The sequence below is a fragment of the Acinetobacter sp. YH1901141 genome, assembly GCF_013416935.1.
Taxonomy (GTDB): Bacteria; Pseudomonadota; Gammaproteobacteria; order Pseudomonadales; family Moraxellaceae; genus Acinetobacter; species Acinetobacter towneri.
The window spans coordinates 1-16,431 of the sequence record NZ_VPEY01000027.1; the positions used below are offsets into that span (position 1 = coordinate 1).

The window sequence follows — 16,431 nt, forward strand, 5'->3', positions numbered from 1 at the left end:
AAATCCTATAGAACAGATGTGGGCATGGGTTAAACGTAAGCGTAAAGAATGGTTGATCGACTCAGTCGATGAGTTATTTCGAGTTTTTTTCGAATCTTGTATGAATAATAAAGTAGTTTGACTATAGCAATTTTTCCATCTGCACCACCACAGACCTGTGCATACATCCGCCCATCTGAACCTACACTGGCCCGCTTCACCTGAATCTGTGCTTGCTGTAAACGCTGAACAATTTCCGTAAGGGTTAAACCTGAATCTGGCTCACACTGTCGATGTTGCAATGATGTGTACATTTCGACCTGCGCAGTAGGTGTTGTGGATGTAGCAGCATGATTGGCACACGCAGTCATCAGTATTGAAACCGCTACTACTGCAATAGATTGACTAAATATCTTCATCACATACCCTCTTTCAATATTAAAATTAAATATTCAAATTAAATATTGAAGCACGATCTTTGCAATAACACTGCGCTAGAAATGCAAACAGATGTAAGCATCTCGCTCATCCAGATAACTGTTCAAGCATCAACAAAATTTGCGCAAAACACTGAATTCTATGTTTTGGTGCAGCCAAGTCTAACTCCTGAGCCGAACCATAGCCGTATTCGACTGCAACACAATCGACTCCATTGGCTCGTGCACCTAAAATATCGTGTTCACGATCTCCAATCATTAAACATTGTTCAGGTTGCAATTGTTCTTGCTGCAAAATATAGGCAATTAAATCCGCTTTATTGGTACGCTCACCATTTAGTTCGCTACCGTAGGGATATTCAAAATATTGCAATAAATCGAAGTGATCTAAAATTTGGCGTGCATAAATTTCAGGTTTGGCTGTTGCTAAAAACAGTCGATAGCCTTGCTGTTTTAAATCTGCCAATGTTGCAGCAACATCTTCAAAGACATGATTTTCAAATAAGCCTGTTGCAGCAAAACGCTCTCGATAGCCTGCTAAGGCTTGCTCTGCCAATACGTCATGCACATCTACATGAAGTAATTTTGCCAAAGAGGCTTTTAAGGGCGGCCCGATAATCCAATCAATATTTTCCGTATCTGCAATAGGATGTCCAACCTTAGCCAAACCATAACGCGCAGAAGCGGTAATGCCCTCTTTCGGGTCGGTCAGCGTGCCATCTAAATCAATTAAAAGGTTCTTTATCACAATGTCAGCCTATGTGCCTAAATGACTATCGAGTGTTACTCCAAAGTTGCCTATACTAACGTAAATAGAAGCAATTAAGGATATGTGTGTGCGACCAACAGTACTATGTTTTTCTGGTTTAGACCCTTCGGGTGGCGCTGGTTTACAGGCTGATATTGAAGCCGTTGGCAATAGCGGTGCACATGCAGCGATTGCCTGCACAGCACTGACCATTCAAAACTCTCAGCAAGTATTTGGCTTTGAAGCAACGTCTAAAGAATTGTTATTGGCGCAAGCCAATGCGGTGGTGAATGATTTGCCCATTAAAGTTGTAAAGTCGGGCATGTTGGGCACCACTGACAATATTGCAGCGCTGGCAGATTTTTTACGTGCACATCCTGATTATTTATATGTGCTTGACCCTGTTTTGGTTGCCAATAGTGGTGGTTCTTTAGGTGATCAAGCGACTTTGGTTCTGGCATTTGTCGAGTTGATTCCACTGGCGACTTTAATCACGCCAAATACTGTGGAATTACGTGCCTTAACGGGTGAAGATGATTTAGAACGCGCAACAGCTAAATTATTTGCACTGGGCGCGCAGGCCGTTTTGGTCAAAGGTGGGCATGAAGATACCCCTGATCATATTCGTAATGCACTGTATATTAACAATGAAATGGTTTCAGAAACCCGCTGTCCACGGCTTGAAGGTGAATATCACGGTTCAGGCTGTTCATTGGCGAGCTTTATTGCAGGGCGCTTGGCAATGGGAGATCAACTGAAACAAGCGGTACAACATGCTGAAACTTGGTTGTTTGGTGTGCTTAAATATGCGGAAACGCCTGTACCGAACGGACAGAAAATTCCGAAAAGGTTTTAGTGCTTATCGTTCAACTCCTTCAAACCCTGATCACCTTGTATCAGGGTTTTTCATTGCAACTTTTTAACGTTCGTGCCGTTGTTTCAAATTTTCGACATGTTGACGATTGGTTTTCCAAGACTTATCAAGTAGTTCTTTTTCAATTCTCAGCTGAATACGTTTCAGTTTCATCGGTGAAATGACTTCATGCCGAAAACCTTTGACATACTCAACCCATGCACTGCCTTTAAAAACATTGTTGGGCAAAGAGGTCTTAAACTCACAGTCTGGCATAAATACAATCACAGAATGCAGATATTCAGGCTCGACAATATCGCTCAATACTGATTCCAAAACTTTTATATGCTTATAGTTCTGATAGACAGGATTTTGAAACTTGTAGGTCTTTTTATAAATTTTTTGTGTCCATACTTTTTGGCGTTCTCCACCAAAAATCCAGCCTTTATAGTTTTTTGTTTCAATCACAAAAACCCCAAAAGGACTCAATAAAATATGATCTATTTGGGTTGTTCCTGTGGATTCATCAGGCAAAGTTACATCATTCAACAAGATATAACGTTCATCTAAATACAACTTCACATGCGTACTTACTGCGAGTTCCCCCACCTTTCCCTTTAGAAAAGGTTTGAAAATTTTGATCAGCCCTACACCTGCAACAAGCAGAATAAGCCACCAAAACTGCAACAATAATGTTTTTAACATTTCCCCTGCTCTATTTTATTTTGATCAAAATTGTTGTTGAATCTCAGTCATTTAAACTTTTGAAGTTGAAGATTCTAACTTTAACAAAATCGCTTTATTATCCAACCCGCCTGCAAAGCCCACCAATTTTCCACTTGCACCCACCACCCGATGACACGGTGCAATAATCGAAATTGGATTTTTGCCATTTGCCGCCCCTACGGCACGCATCGCATTCTCACTACCAACTTGTTCGGCAATTTGCTTATAACTACGAGTTTCCCCAAAAGGAATGCTTAATAACACCTGCCAGACTTTCTTCTGAAATTCAGTGCCTTCAAAATCAAGAGGCACATCAAATTGCTGACGCTGACCTGCAAAATACTCTTGGAGTTGCTGCTGAGTTTTGAGCAAAATTGGATGATCATCTTGTCGAACTAAACTGGCTAAACGTACCCGTTTATGATCTTCGTTATCCCACATTACCGCAACCAATGCGTGATCGTGAGCCACCAATTTAAGCACGCCTACAGGAGTGTCCATTTCAGTAAATGCCAATTGCATTATTTTTCTCCTCAAGCAGGTTGGGTATCAGGTCATCCTGTTTTTAACTCAAACCGATCTGTTATTGAGCACACACTAAAAGACTGCATTCCAAGTTAGCTGGATGAAATTTTCATAAGCACCAAACCTGAAATAATCAGAACTGCAGCCAACATACGCATAGCACTGGCAGGTTCGCCTAAAACAAAAATACCGACTAAAAATGAACCGACTGCGCCTATACCTGTCCAAATCGTATAAGCCGTGCCTAATGGCAAAGTACGCATGGCATAGGCCAAAAGCGCAAAACTTAAAATCATAAAAAAGATAGTCACGATACTGGGCGTTAATTTACTAAAGCCGTCAGACAACTTCATGGAGTATGCCCAAACCACTTCAAAAATACCCGCCAATATCAACATCATCCAGGCCATAACGCCCTCCTTCAATAGCATGAAATCAGGCCGTCCTGAAGATTTTTCTTGTCGAGTGTTCAGTCACTTTGACTATTTCTAAAAACCCAAACAAGGGAGGTCGTTCCTCCTGTTGCAATTTAAGCCACCGCGCAGCGATGATCCGTCTATTTTAAACTTAAAATTTTGCGCGTACCATTCAATACAAACATGGCCACAACTAAGCCAATAATCAGGTCTGGATAATTCGACCCTGTCAGCATCACCAAACCGCCCGCGATAATCACACCTAAATTCACAATCACATCATTGGCGGAAAAAATATAACTGGCTTGCATGTGGGTTCCACCATCTTTATGCCCTGAAATTAGCCATAAACAGGTGACGTTTGCCAGCAATGCCACAGCACCAATGACCATCATCAACATGGATTCAGGCTCACTGCCTAAGAAGAAACGGCGCAGGACATCAAAGATAACCAGTGCAGCCAAACCCAGTTGTACCCAACCAGACAAATGTGCAGCTTTGAGCTGTTTCTTGGCGGATTGACCCACGACAAATAAAGCCAAACCATACACGGCGGCATCGGCAAACATATCTAAGGAGTCAGCAATTAACCCAGTCGAAGATGCAATTAAACCTGCAATTAATTCCACCAAAAACATAGCGGCATTAATACCAAGCAAGGCATATAGCACTTTTTGTTGTGCAGCGCTGTTAGATACAGGCAGTTCAGTTTGTGTATTGGCTTCAGTCTGTTGCAACACAGCACCCAAACCCAATGCTTCTAATTTATGGGTAATTTCTGTGGCAGATTGGTTGCTGTGATAAACCTTTAAAAGTCGTGCAGGTGAATCAAAAGACAAGGCTGCAATATCATTATGATCTGCCAAAGCAATCCGCACCATTTGTTCTTCTGCGCCACAATCCATTTTAGGAATATGGTATGCACTCACCCACGGACTCAAAAGTTCCGAATCCAAAATTGTTGCTTTATCTGCCTTGGCAGTCGTTGCAGATGTACAGCTATTTTGATCAGCACAGCTTTTTTCTGTATCGCAAGACGAACCACAGCCTGTATCGCCACATGACTTGGAGTGTGTAGGCGCAGTTGCACAAGGCTGGTTTACATTTTTTTGCGTATCACAACCACAGCCAGTATTGTTTAGATTTTGGTTTTCTAAGTTTTTATCTTGATTCGATTGAGGATCTTGAGTTGATGAAGACATACGCCACACCCAAAAATACAATAGGCTCAGTATAAACCAAGCCTATGTATTTAGGGACAATCTATTCTATTTAGAAGCAGCAACGATCCATTGACTTAATCATTGATAAATACCCCTAATCATTAAAACCTGAAACGCAAGCCTATCGCATATAAGCCGCTCTGCTCGGAATCGGTTGCAGACTGCCAATCAGTGTGTTGATCACCTTTCGTATACTCATAACCTGCACTGATATACGGCATGATGTTCTTGCTGATTTCATAACGCATTTCCACACCCACAGCTGCGCGGTTGAGTCCTGTTTTTTTCGCATATTTGGCATCATCCTGCAGAATAACATCTACATCTAAATAAGGCTGTGCGATCAATTTCTGAGTCAATAACAGATCCCGTGTGGTTTCCAAACTCAAAGCCGCATATTGATCCTCACCCAAATAAAAATAAGCATCGGTTTCAAAAAAATATGGAGCTAAACCATGTAAGCCAAACACAGCGTCAAACTTATCTTCTCGGTCTGTTTGATGCTCTTGCTGATTCACTTCGTGTCGATAACGCACACCTGCTTGCACATCCCAAAAATCTGAAATCATACGACTGTATAACAACTTGGCATCATATTCAGTCGCTTGTGACTCTTGCTTATCGCTATGAATTTTCACAAACAACTTGTTTTCATCAGTTCCGATACGAGTTTGTAATTTAGATTTGAGCACTCCCTCGGCATGATCATTCACTTGCCATTGCGTATCTAAAGTGCTCACCGCGTACACCTGCGCACCATGTTCTTTACGATGATCGTGTGACTGCGACTCTTGCACGGACGAATCGGATTGATGCGATTGATGCGATTGATGCGATTGATGCGATTGATGCGATTGATGCGATTGAGTATCAGCCTGAGCTGCAATTGTTGCAATCTCTGCTGAACTGGCATGTGCACTATGCACCTCTGTCGCTGCTAGCCCAACTGTACTGATGCAGCAGACAGAAATACTTAAAACTGTTTTCGCAAAAAGATTAATGTTGTGCATGTGCTGCTCCTTTTTGCGCTGTCGCTGAAGGGGTTTGAGTGGCTTGAATTGCTGTGGTTGAAAGCGGTTCATTTTCACTCACCTGCGCTACAATCAATTTATTCATCATTCCCGCGCTCATGTGATAGAGCAAATGACAATGTATTGCCCATTCACCTAATTCATCTGCAGTAAGCAGTGCAGTTACAGTTTGACCTGGCGGCACAATTAAGGTGTGTTTATTCGGCATTTCTGCTGCCGTTTGACCATTTTCCAACTGCATAAACATGCCATGTAAATGCATTGGATGTGCCATCATGCTGTCATTGATAAATTTAATCCGAATACGCTCACCATATTTCACCTTGAGTGGTGTGGCATCACTAAATTTCTTACCGTTGATTGTCCAGATATAACGCTCCATCGTACCGCCTAAACGCACGACCAATTCACTGCTTGGTTCACGTGTATCTGCTTGTGGCTGCAGCGATTTCAAATCTTCATAGTGCAAGGCTTTATGCCCCGCGGGTGTAGAAGCATTTGCCCATCCATATACCACCGCATTTTTGTGTTCTGTTGAAGGCATGCCATGTTGTGTATGCGTATTTTCAGACATTGTTGCATGGTTCATCTTGGAATGATCCATTTCCGACATCGCTGCATGATTCATCTTGGAATGATCCATCTCCGACATTGCTGCATGGTTCATCTTGGAATGATCCATTTCCGACATCGCTGCATGGTTCATCTTGGAATGATCCATATCCGACATCGCTGCATGGTTCATTTTGGAATGATCCATTTCAGACATCGCTGCATGATTCATTTTTGAGTGATCCATTTCAGACATCGTTGCATGGTTCATCTTGGAATGATCATCGCCTGAATGCTCTGTAGCATGCCCCATATCTTGCATGGTGAGTAAAGCACGCGGGCGCGCTGCAGGGAGCTGTAGATTTGATGTTGCAGAATGAAGTTCACTCTGCAAGCTACCCACAGCAAAACCTGAGCGGTCTATTGATTCCGCTTCAATTTGATAATGCGCTGCTTGAGGTTCAACAATCACATCGTAGGTTTCTGCAGTGCCGATACGAAATTCATCCACAGTAACAGGTTTGACTGGCTGACCATCGGCACTGACCACTGTCATTTTTAAGTTTGGAATCCGCACATCATAAAACGACATGGCAGAGGCATTGATAAAACGTAAACGCACTTTTTCATTTGGCTTAAATACACCTGTCCAGTTCTGTTCAGGTGTCTTGCCATTCATTAAAAAAGTATAGCCTGTGACATCGGAAAGGTCGGTTTTCAGCATGCGCATCTGATTCCACATTTTGCGGTCTGACCATGTGGCTTTTAGCCCATCACGCTGTACTTGACGCCAAACATCACCTAAGGTTTCACGCTGATTTTGATAAAACTCGGCTGAAATTTTTAAATCTTTCTGAATTTGATTGCTAGATTTTTCATGAAAATCTGACAGCATCACCACATAATCACGATCTGTGTATTCATGTGCGTTTACGGCTGGCTTGGCTTTAGGATGAATCACCAAAGAGCCGTATAGACCATCTTGTTCCTGACCTTTGGAATGTGCGTGATACCAATAGGTACCACTTTGACGTACTTTAAATTGATAAACAAAATGTCCTTGTGGCTTAATCCCTTGAAAACCATTAAATCCAGGCACACCATCCATCAAACCGGGCAACAATAAACCATGCCAGTGAATAGATGAGTCCTGATTTTTTAATTGATTATTAACGTGAATTACCGCCTCATCGCCTTCTTCAAATTCGAGTGCAGGCGCGGGAAATTGTCCATTGACTGTAATACGTTGAACAGGTTTTCCCGTGATATTGACCGTTTGTTCTGCAATGGTCAGGTGATATTCCTTGACCGCAGCAAATGCAGAACTCGAACACAATGCACAGACTGTTAAAAACAGCGCAGGCTGATAAAATTTAGACATGACTTAATCCTTAAAATAAAACGTAAAGGTGTTTTGAATTCAGGATTAAGCTTTGGGTGGACGTAAAATTTGCTGCCAATGCCCAAGTAAATGTTGAGCTTGATAAGCAGGCAATAGAATATTGACCGATGTAAATGCTATAGGTTGAATCAGTTCAGGGACTTGCACATTCAACACACTGTTTAAGCTTTGACAATGCAACTGCGCACAGTCCTGACAATTCGTCTTTGCAGTAGAAAAATCAGCCGAGCCATAACAATCTGCCGCATTTAAATCGGTATCCGTTGCGGATGTGTGCTGACTGAGATGATGGTTGGCCTTGGCATCATGCCCAGATATATGCTGCTTGGTTTCAGGATACGTTTGTAAAGCTGTGGTATGACAATCTGGTAAAGATGTCATTTCACTCGCTGCGGTTGCAGAATGTCGAATCTCAGACCCTGCTGCCTGATTTGACATCATCCAATCATGTGCAGGTTTTACCGCAGCACTAACAATACCACTCCACCCTATGACAAATGCCATCAGGACAACAAACCACATTTGATTGTAGGGTTGAGTCAGCACTAAATAAATTCCTGAGTATGAAAGATGCAGACCTGAACTTGCACAAGAATTGAACATTTTTGCCAAGTACAATCCACAATCTGCAATGCACTCAATATAATTCAAGCCCCACTTATACACAATATCTTCTGCATTGAAAAACAGAGTGAATCCGTGCGATTTAAAAGCCAACTAAAACAATCAAGTTATATATTAAGCAACTTATTTTTATAATTAACTGAGTAAATACTCAATAAATTCAGTGTATTTAAAATAAACAAAAAGGATTCGACTGAATCCTTTTTATACTTATTTTGTATAAGTCATAAACAATTGATGTACAGATGTTTATAAATTAATCGGCTTATCCATAGTGTTATCAACATAGATATCCATACGGTTATCTACAAAGTTATCCACAGCATAAGCACTTGTGATTGTAGAAATTTATACTTCGACTGCGCCAACTTTTGCCAATTCAGCACGCATTTCATCAATCACCGTTTTATAGTCTGGCTTGCCAAAAATTGCTGAGCCTGCAACAAACATATCTGCGCCCGCTTCTGCAATTTCACGAATATTGGCAGGTCTCACACCACCATCGACTTCTAAACGGATATCACGACCTGAAGCATCAATGATTTGACGTGCCTGACGTAATTTCTCTAAAGTCATTGGAATGAATTTTTGCCCACCAAAACCAGGGTTCACACTCATGAGTAAAATCTGATCAACTTTATCAAGTACATAATCTAAATAATGCAGCGGTGTAGCAGGGTTAAAGACCAAACCCGCTTTTGCCCCACCCGATTTAATCAGTTGCAATGAACGGTCAATATGCTCTGAAGCTTCAGGATGGAACGTGATAATGTCTGCGCCCGCTTCTAGAAAATCACCAATCATGCGGTCTACAGGTTTTACCATTAAGTGCACATCAATTGGTGCAGTAATACCATAGTTTTTCAATGCCTTACATACACCTGCACCGAAAGTTAAATTCGGTACATAGTGATTATCCATCACATCAAAATGCACCACATCGGCACCTGCCTGAAGTACATTTTCCACTTCTTCGCCTAGACGAGCAAAATCTGCAGATAAAATAGACGGCGCAATTAAATAAGGCTTGGACATGGGAGAACCTAGCTGAATATTGGGATTGTGGCGCATTATAGCAAAGACTGCTTGATGTGGTGGATTCTGTTACGATTGGATCATTCAGTTGGATCATCCAATTTAATAATTCTATATCCGCAACGCTCTGTTGCAGCATTCCACTGTTCTTTCAGTCTAGCTTTGTTATGGTGAACACCATTACTCATTTGAACAACATGCTGGTTTCAACAGATGATAAACAGTTCTGCCCATATTCAAACAACGCAAGCAAGCCGTATTGCCAAGCGTCTACTCAACCACTGGAAACATAAATTTGATGTTGCAGAAAGCGCAACCCAATACCAAATTATGATGCCAAGTGCCACAATTCTACTTATACCCCAAACACATGAGCTTGTAGTTGAAATTCAGGTAAAAAATACTGAAACAGATTTAAGTTACCTCGAACAAGTCGTGCTTGATCATTTAAGTCGTATGGGACAAACAGAATTGAGCGCGGTTTGGCAACGGTACTAACTGTTTCATGTTAAGGCGCTAAACGCTGCGTTTGTTCAAAATCCTTAACCGCTTGAATACGTTTTTGTGTTGCAGGATGGCTTTGTAAAAAATCCAAAGGGCTTTTGGCGGTGTCTTCACCTGCATCTTCTGCCAAACGCTCCAGAAAATGGGCAAAATGAATGGTTGGAATGCCCTGAGCATGCATCGTATTTAAAGCATAATAATCTGCTTCAGATTCAAAATTACGTGAATAATTTGCCCCCACGAGCGCCACAGGCAAGGTCGAAACTAAATCTGTACCATCTCCTGTAATCGCGAGCAAAATAATACTAAACCCTAAGCTCGATAAAGCCTGTTGCAAGCTGTGTCGTTCTACCAAATGCCCTTGTTCATGTGCCAACACGCCAATGATTTCCTGATCATTCTCCGCCAATTCCACCAATTCATCGGTCAAAATAATGGTGTTATTCGGAATTGCCAGAGCATTCGCGCCTAAGCGATCACCTTGTCGAAACAGCACTTTGGCAGGTGTATCTCCTGCAATAAGCTGTCGATAATCTGTTAGAATTTTCTGCTGACGCGCTGCGGGCAGTTGGCTTGGCGCTGTCATGTCTAAGATATAACGCTCTGCTTCATCACCAATTTGCTTTAAGGTATTCGCAGGTAACTGAAAAGCAACGTATTTGGATGCACTTGGGATGCCCCATTGCACTGTGGCAAATACCATCAACAACACAAAAACCAGACTAAATACAATTAGGCTTGGCGTACGTTCCAATTTCCAAATAGAATGCTGCACCTGTTTATTTCGCAGTTGAAACCATTCAGGCAAGGCTTCGGAAAATTCAATACGTGCATCGTCTTTAAGTTCAATGACAGGTTGAATTTTACCTAGTGCGCCCACCAACATCATGTCTTGATAATGATAGTGTCGTTGTTGCTGTAAATTTTCACCATAACGAATAAGTACCGACTGAGCATCTATAGGAGAGATTTTGGCAGCCCATGGTTTAGACACTACACCATCATAAAATACCACATCCACGATCTGTGCTGCCATCTTCTTCTCCTAGCTTACAGCGATACATCAATATCAAAAATATCACTGAGTTCTTCTGCAAGTGCGCTATGTTCAGCTTGCAGTTTATTGATCATCAAATCTGGATCATTTTTTAAATGTAGACTTAAAGACTCAACCTGATAGCGATATAAACGAATGGCTGCCCATGGGGTCATTAAACCCAAACTCAGAACTTTCACAATCCAATTGGTCACCACAATCCAAGTATAGTGCCACTGTCCGCAATCGGTCTGAAATTCACTACGACTGATACTGGTATTGTTCCATGTGGTGATAAAAATTCGCGCCGACATTAGTGGCCAAATTAAAAATATCCCCAACAGATAAACCGCTAAAAATAACCAAACCAACTGCGCAGGATTACGACTCAACTGTCCTGCCAAAGTCAACATTATCCCGACAGCAAGCAAAATGCCAAAGAACAAAAAAATAGGCATATACATTGCGCGCATATATGCTGGCCAGTCTGCTTTTAGTTTAAATTTAAGCTGTCCTGCATATAAATGGTCTAGGCAATAACGCTTATACATCCACACCAACACAGGAAAAAATAAGCCCAAAGTAAACAAATTAATTACGATACATTTTAAAAATACCCAATAGGCTTCTTTGTTACTGCCTGAAAAATAAAAACGGGCATTGCCAAATTTACTATTTCGCGCCTTGAAACGGATGGTCGCTCGAATCAACCACGGCACAGCTAAATATAAAACCACCACGCCAATGACCATTGCTTTTACTGAATAATTGGAAATCACCGAGATCGCAACATAAATTCCAATAGCAATTAAACGTCCCAATAAAATTTTATGTGGGATGCCCGTGAAATCAAAACGACGTTTGATTAATTCGGTATTGCCATAAAAGTAGCGCAAACGACGTACTTTTGCCCACGGTGCATACAGCCCAAAGGTCACGATCATCAACAAAATATTGACAATCCAAATACCAAAATACTCTGAGGCGCTACCATGAAACTGAAAATGATGAATCCGTCCAAGTAATGGATTCCGTGCGGGTGGCGTTGTCGGTTCCACTGGAAAAAACGGGGAAGATGGCGTTGCTTGTTGTGGTGAATCCCATTCTGAATTGTGCATGTGATGCCTTATTTATTTTATTGTGCGGTCGTTATTTTACCCAGACACTCAAACCCAAATGAGCAATCTTTCCAAATGGTAAAAAAGCAAGTGTTCACCATTCTAATAAAAAGTGAACAACTTGCCTAGAAAAGTTTAAAAATCAATGCGTAAAATTGAGTACTTGGCTTAGTCCGCTTGCAATTGTACCGCATGGAATTGCAAATGCTGATCTATAAAGCTTTGAATGAAATAATAGCCATGATCATAGCCTGCATGTTCCCGCAAACTCAATTTTTGCCCAACCGCATCGCAAGCTTGCTGAAATAATGCAGGATTGAGCTGACTATAAAATTGATCTTTCAATCCCTGATCAATCAAAATTTCACTGAACAATGCACCTTTGACCTGCACCAAAGCAGTCGCATCGTGCTGTAACCATACTTGCTGATCTGTACCTAAATAATTAGAAAATGCTTTTTCACCCCACGGGCATTGGCTTGGCGCACAAATCGGAGCAAAAGCAGACACTGACTTAAATTTTTCAGGATATTTAAACGCGAGGGTCAATGCACCATGACCGCCCATACTGTGCCCCATGATGCCAACGTGCTGTGCCTGAATTGGGAACTGTTGCAGCACCAATTGATAAAGCTCATCGGCTACAAACGTTTCCATTTGATAATGTGCCGCCCACGGTGATTGTGTCGCATTGATATAGAAACCTGCACCCTGTCCAATATCCCAATGGTCGCCTTTCGCAACAGCTTCACCACGTGGTGAAGTATCTGGACTAATCAAGATTAATCCCAATTGTGCTGCCATGTGCTGCGCATGTGCTTTAATCGCAAAGGTTTCTTCGTTACACGTTAAACCCGCCAAATAAAATACCGCAGGACACGCCTGCCCCGCCAAAGCTTGTTCTGGTAAAAAAATGCCAAACTGAGTTTCAGTCTGTAAAGCATTTGAATGAAAACGATAAATCCGTTGCTCACCCTCAAAACAGCGGTTGTTCTGAATTAACTCCATCACCCTCTCCTCTTTGGCTTATTGAACAGATTGTGCACTCAATTGAATTTCAGCCGATGTTGCAACACTTTTTTGAGGAAACAAACGCTGCTCTAATTGTGGCAACATCAATTCCATATTTTTACCAATTGCCCATTGTGGCTCTGAAGGTTCAAAACCTTGCGCTTGCTCCCATTTCGCCACAGTCACTTTGGCTTCATTAAAAGCATTAGCAAAAGAGTTTTGTTCACGCATAGCCTGATCAAAAAAGGCACGACCAAAATAAGTATAATCAGCTTCGTTTGAACAACCAAACGACTCACGATCTGCTGCCGATGCAGTAATCACCAAGGTATTATCATCTTGCAAGGCGGATACAAAGCTACCTGAATAACAGGCTGAAATGACGATCACACGCCAACGAATACCCGATTTATCCAAAGTATCGCGTAACCATTTCGGATCGACCTGATTTAAGTCAAGTGGTGCATTTTCAATTTCAAAATGATCTTTTAAACCGTGTGAGGTCATATATAAAAACAGCACATCACTTTCACGGTTCATGCGCTGTCCAATACGGCGCAGCGCTAATTCAATACTGGTTTGCGAAGCAATTGGAATTGCATTGCGGGTCATTGGGTTATTAATTAACACCATCGAACGCCCAAAAGTACCAAAACGGGTATCAAACTGTTCACGAATGCGCTCAATTTCAGACATAAATACGTCTTGATAACTCGCCCCTGCAACACCTAAAAAGTACCAATGCGATTGAGCAAATTCCCCATATTGAATACTGTCTAAAGCTTTATTGAGTACACGACTTTGTGCATAAAAAGCTTCTTCGCTTAGACTTGGTGGAACTTCTTCTACTTTCCAAATGGGCTGACTTTTCACTGACATTTGCCAAACTACCAAAGTGAATAAGGTCGCCAAAACAATCAACGCACGTTCCCACCACGGCCAATGCAATTCACGTGAAAACACCCATACCACTGCCAAACTTTGCCAAACAAATAGCACCATAAAAATGGTAGGCAAATAGTCATACAACACATACGGCAAGACATCCATCATGCCCATGTATTGAATCAAGCTTTGTAATAATGCAACGTGAGTATCTAATACCAACCACAACAAAGCAGGTACTAACAATAAACGCGGGTTATTGACACGCTGAGAAAGAATAATTCCGACAATTAAGGCAATAAAGGGCCACAAGGCATAACTGACCAAACCTTGTGGGTTAAATTCACCCACTTCTCCCGCGACCAACCAACTGAATAAGGTATTGGCAAGACCACCTAAAATCCCCCAAAAAATCAGTTGTAAGATAGAAGGACGAATAATTTGCAAAGAGCGTCGCGAACCCAAAAATAACCAAACGCCTGCGGCTTGGTTGCTTTTAAAATCGTGCCAAAAATTAATGGAGGGTTTGAAGTCAATCATAGGATTCTGTTAATCGCAGCTCGCGTTTCCACACTCCAAGTTTATGCTTGTCGTCGTAATTATCAATTGTCAATTTTAACTATATAACAAATCTTTGCGCATTATAGAAGCATTGAACGCCTTGCCACTGCTTTAGTGGTAGAAATCTACCCATTGTTCAAATTTGCTTGGAAATAGGCATCAAATCGGCAAGCATCACCCTGCCATTGATGTGTGGTTTCCTGCCCCGCCAAAAATACAGCCAAACGTGGGCGCTTCACCACAACACGTTTGGCAATTTGCTGTGCCAAACCCAGTAAATGATCACCTAAATCCATTTCGCCATCTTCAGGTAACAGCAAATGTAATAACTGCATTTGTTTTTTGACTTGTGCCTGCTTTTTCTGCGCCTGTTGATGTTGATCTCGCTGCGGAAACATCGGGTCTAAATACACCACATCAACCACTTTGCCCTGCGCTGCGCAGTTGCGTAAATAATCTGCTGAATCTGTAAAAACCAACTGGATACGGGCAACAACACTTGCTAAAAAAGGATCATCTGCGGCTTGGCGTTTAGCATCCTCCAACAAAGTAAAAAGAATAGGATGACGCTCCAACAACGTGACCTGAGCACCCAAGTGTGCCATGAGTAAGCTGTCGTGTCCTAATCCTGCCGTAGCATCAATTAGGCTTGGTTTTTCCGACAAATTACAGGCACGAGCAATCATTTCCGATTTTAAAGAGGCACGTTTCAATCGCCCAACTTCAGCTTTCCAATCGGGTTGCATTTTCATGCCATTGGCACACAACCACAACCCTTCAGCATCTACACACAATGCCAATTCAGGGTTCAAACGCAAAAAACGCGCATTGAGTTTTTCTACTGTTTCAATGCACGTTTGCACGCCTCTAGACAAAAGCACAGCAGAATAATGCTGTGCTTGAGTGAGCCACTCGGCTTCGGTGTATAAGCGAAGTTCGCTTACCATAGTTTCCAGCCTGTGAATGCGAACAATAAAATGATTAAACCTGAAGCAATACGATACCAAGCAAAAATCATAAAATCACGTTTCGCCACATAAGCCACCAATGCACGGATCAGCAAAAGTGCGGAAACAAAAGAGACGATGATCCCGAAGCTGAGTACGGTCCAATCTTCAGTAGTTTGGAATACATCATAGCTTTGATATAAGTCGAGCAAGCCTGCGCCAATAATGACAGGAATCCCCAAAAAGAAGGAAAACTCAGTTGCTGCTTTTCGCGACACACCCAAGAACATCGCGCCAATAATAGTTGCACCTGAACGCGAAGTCCCCGGAATCAGCGACAATACCTGAATTAGACCAATCCAAATAGCATCTCGATAAGTTAGTTCTTCAACCTCATGGGCACGTACTTGCGGTGGATGTTTTTCAATCCACATAATGATAAAGCCACCAATAATCAAACCTATCGCCACGGCAACATCATTAAAGAGTAATTCTTTTACAGTCTGCCCAAAGGTCAATCCAATCAAAATAATTGGAATAGATGCCATGATCAGACCAAAGCCCAAGCGACGACCTTTTTCTTCGCCTGTAAACATGCCCGTAGCTGCGCCCCATAGACGTGTCCAGTACTCATAAATGACCGCTGCAATTGCCCCCATTTGAATGGCAATCACAAATACATCACTTTTTTCTTTGGTCCAAAAGTCCATCAGCTCTGCAGCGAGAATCAAATGTCCTGTGCTAGAAATGGGTAGAAATTCGGTAATCCCTTCTACAATACCCATAATTGCCGCTTTGAGCAGCAGTAAAAGATCCAT

General features: G+C 41.9%; 18 protein-coding genes. 2 read left to right on the forward strand and 16 right to left on the reverse strand.

What is annotated here, in order from left to right; genetic code table 11:
* Positions 1–29: 29 nt before the first annotated feature.
* Both FTV52_RS12165 and FTV52_RS12170 read right to left on the reverse strand, forming a co-directional pair.
* Positions 30–398 (reverse strand): hypothetical protein, encoded by a 369-nt coding sequence (locus FTV52_RS12165; RefSeq protein WP_257221748.1) that lies wholly within the window; start codon positions 396–398, stop codon positions 30–32.
* A gap of 106 nt (positions 399–504) precedes the next feature.
* A complete protein-coding gene (locus tag FTV52_RS12170) occupies positions 505–1,164 on the reverse strand; it encodes an HAD-IA family hydrolase (protein ID WP_179990892.1) in 660 nt (219 codons plus the stop codon).
* Between the two features lie 88 nt (positions 1,165–1,252).
* On the opposite strand from FTV52_RS12170, the gene FTV52_RS12175 reads away from it, so the two are divergent.
* The gene (locus tag FTV52_RS12175; protein WP_179990893.1) at positions 1,253–2,020 is read left to right on the forward strand and encodes a hydroxymethylpyrimidine/phosphomethylpyrimidine kinase; all 768 of its coding nucleotides are present in this window, start codon (positions 1,253–1,255) and stop codon (positions 2,018–2,020) included.
* Positions 2,021–2,083: 63 nt separating this feature from the next.
* Here the strand turns inward: FTV52_RS12175 and FTV52_RS12180 are convergent, their stop codons facing one another.
* From FTV52_RS12180 to rpe, 8 genes are all read right to left on the reverse strand, one after another.
* Entirely contained in the window at positions 2,084–2,722 is a 639-nt protein-coding gene (locus tag FTV52_RS12180; protein ID WP_179990310.1) for a nuclease-related domain-containing protein, read from the reverse strand.
* A gap of 51 nt (positions 2,723–2,773) precedes the next feature.
* The gene (locus FTV52_RS12185) at positions 2,774–3,265 is read right to left on the reverse strand and encodes a methylated-DNA--[protein]-cysteine S-methyltransferase (RefSeq protein ID WP_179990894.1); all 492 of its coding nucleotides are present in this window, start codon (positions 3,263–3,265) and stop codon (positions 2,774–2,776) included.
* A gap of 95 nt (positions 3,266–3,360) precedes the next feature.
* Entirely contained in the window at positions 3,361–3,678 is a 318-nt protein-coding gene (gene sugE / locus FTV52_RS12190; RefSeq protein WP_004975255.1) for a quaternary ammonium compound efflux SMR transporter SugE, read from the reverse strand.
* 146 nt (positions 3,679–3,824) lie between these two features.
* A complete protein-coding gene (locus FTV52_RS12195) occupies positions 3,825–4,886 on the reverse strand; it encodes a cation transporter (protein WP_179990895.1) in 1,062 nt (353 codons plus the stop codon).
* A 122-nt stretch (positions 4,887–5,008) separates the two neighbouring features.
* Positions 5,009–5,917 (reverse strand): copper resistance protein B, encoded by a 909-nt coding sequence (locus FTV52_RS12200; protein ID WP_179990896.1) that lies wholly within the window; start codon positions 5,915–5,917, stop codon positions 5,009–5,011.
* Positions 5,904–7,871, reverse strand: coding sequence for a multicopper oxidase domain-containing protein (locus FTV52_RS12205; RefSeq protein ID WP_179990897.1), 1,968 nt, complete (start codon positions 7,869–7,871; stop codon positions 5,904–5,906). Before FTV52_RS12205 ends, FTV52_RS12200 begins: the two co-directional genes overlap by 14 nt.
* A 45-nt stretch (positions 7,872–7,916) precedes the next feature.
* Positions 7,917–8,438, reverse strand: coding sequence for a hypothetical protein (locus FTV52_RS12210; RefSeq protein WP_253105011.1), 522 nt, complete (start codon positions 8,436–8,438; stop codon positions 7,917–7,919).
* Between the two features lie 426 nt (positions 8,439–8,864).
* Positions 8,865–9,551 (reverse strand): ribulose-phosphate 3-epimerase, encoded by a 687-nt coding sequence (gene rpe, locus FTV52_RS12215; protein WP_179990898.1) that lies wholly within the window; start codon positions 9,549–9,551, stop codon positions 8,865–8,867.
* 216 nt (positions 9,552–9,767) lie between these two features.
* Between rpe and FTV52_RS12220 the strand changes: the two genes are divergently transcribed.
* Complete coding sequence (locus FTV52_RS12220) at positions 9,768–10,049, forward strand: DUF2218 domain-containing protein (RefSeq protein ID WP_026438437.1); 282 nt, start codon at positions 9,768–9,770, stop codon at positions 10,047–10,049.
* A 10-nt stretch (positions 10,050–10,059) separates the two neighbouring features.
* Here the strand turns inward: FTV52_RS12220 and FTV52_RS12225 are convergent, their stop codons facing one another.
* From FTV52_RS12225 to FTV52_RS12250, 6 genes are all read right to left on the reverse strand, one after another.
* Positions 10,060–11,091 carry a M48 family metallopeptidase gene (locus tag FTV52_RS12225; protein WP_179990899.1) on the reverse strand — a complete coding sequence of 344 codons (1,032 nt, stop codon included), beginning with the start codon at positions 11,089–11,091 and terminating at the stop codon, positions 10,060–10,062.
* Positions 11,092–11,105: 14 nt separating this feature from the next.
* Positions 11,106–12,209, reverse strand: coding sequence for a YjgN family protein (locus FTV52_RS12230; protein ID WP_179990900.1), 1,104 nt, complete (start codon positions 12,207–12,209; stop codon positions 11,106–11,108).
* Between the two features lie 168 nt (positions 12,210–12,377).
* Positions 12,378–13,217 (reverse strand): S-formylglutathione hydrolase, encoded by an 840-nt coding sequence (gene fghA, locus FTV52_RS12235; RefSeq protein ID WP_179990901.1) that lies wholly within the window; start codon positions 13,215–13,217, stop codon positions 12,378–12,380.
* Between the two features lie 18 nt (positions 13,218–13,235).
* Positions 13,236–14,645 (reverse strand): C13 family peptidase, encoded by a 1,410-nt coding sequence (locus tag FTV52_RS12240; protein WP_179990902.1) that lies wholly within the window; start codon positions 14,643–14,645, stop codon positions 13,236–13,238.
* A gap of 146 nt (positions 14,646–14,791) precedes the next feature.
* Positions 14,792–15,613: a class I SAM-dependent methyltransferase gene (locus tag FTV52_RS12245; protein WP_179989105.1), complete on the reverse strand. Its 822-nt coding sequence runs from the start codon at positions 15,611–15,613 to the stop codon at positions 14,792–14,794.
* The gene (locus FTV52_RS12250) at positions 15,607–16,431 is read right to left on the reverse strand and encodes an undecaprenyl-diphosphate phosphatase (protein WP_136143576.1); all 825 of its coding nucleotides are present in this window, start codon (positions 16,429–16,431) and stop codon (positions 15,607–15,609) included. Before FTV52_RS12250 ends, FTV52_RS12245 begins: the two co-directional genes overlap by 7 nt.

Bases quoted from the DNA above. Each gene is read 5' to 3' on its own strand.
- FTV52_RS12245 (WP_179989105.1), bottom strand. From the start codon at position 15,613: ATGGTAAGCGAACTTCGCTTATACACCGAAGCCGAGTGGCTCACTCAA.
- FTV52_RS12200 (WP_179990896.1), bottom strand. From the start codon at position 5,917: ATGCACAACATTAATCTTTTTGCGAAAACAGTTTTAAGTATTTCTGTC.
- FTV52_RS12180 (WP_179990310.1), bottom strand. From the start codon at position 2,722: ATGTTAAAAACATTATTGTTGCAGTTTTGGTGGCTTATTCTGCTTGTT.
- rpe (WP_179990898.1), bottom strand. From the start codon at position 9,551: ATGTCCAAGCCTTATTTAATTGCGCCGTCTATTTTATCTGCAGATTTT.
- FTV52_RS12240 (WP_179990902.1), bottom strand. From the start codon at position 14,645: ATGATTGACTTCAAACCCTCCATTAATTTTTGGCACGATTTTAAAAGC.
- FTV52_RS12185 (WP_179990894.1), bottom strand. From the start codon at position 3,265: ATGCAATTGGCATTTACTGAAATGGACACTCCTGTAGGCGTGCTTAAA.
- FTV52_RS12230 (WP_179990900.1), bottom strand. From the start codon at position 12,209: ATGCACAATTCAGAATGGGATTCACCACAACAAGCAACGCCATCTTCC.
- fghA (WP_179990901.1), bottom strand. From the start codon at position 13,217: ATGGAGTTAATTCAGAACAACCGCTGTTTTGAGGGTGAGCAACGGATT.
- FTV52_RS12165 (WP_257221748.1), bottom strand. From the start codon at position 398: ATGAAGATATTTAGTCAATCTATTGCAGTAGTAGCGGTTTCAATACTG.
- FTV52_RS12250 (WP_136143576.1), bottom strand. From the start codon at position 16,431: ATGGATCTTTTACTGCTGCTCAAAGCGGCAATTATGGGTATTGTAGAA.
- FTV52_RS12195 (WP_179990895.1), bottom strand. From the start codon at position 4,886: ATGTCTTCATCAACTCAAGATCCTCAATCGAATCAAGATAAAAACTTA.
- FTV52_RS12205 (WP_179990897.1), bottom strand. From the start codon at position 7,871: ATGTCTAAATTTTATCAGCCTGCGCTGTTTTTAACAGTCTGTGCATTG.
- FTV52_RS12225 (WP_179990899.1), bottom strand. From the start codon at position 11,091: ATGGCAGCACAGATCGTGGATGTGGTATTTTATGATGGTGTAGTGTCT.
- sugE (WP_004975255.1), bottom strand. From the start codon at position 3,678: ATGGCCTGGATGATGTTGATATTGGCGGGTATTTTTGAAGTGGTTTGG.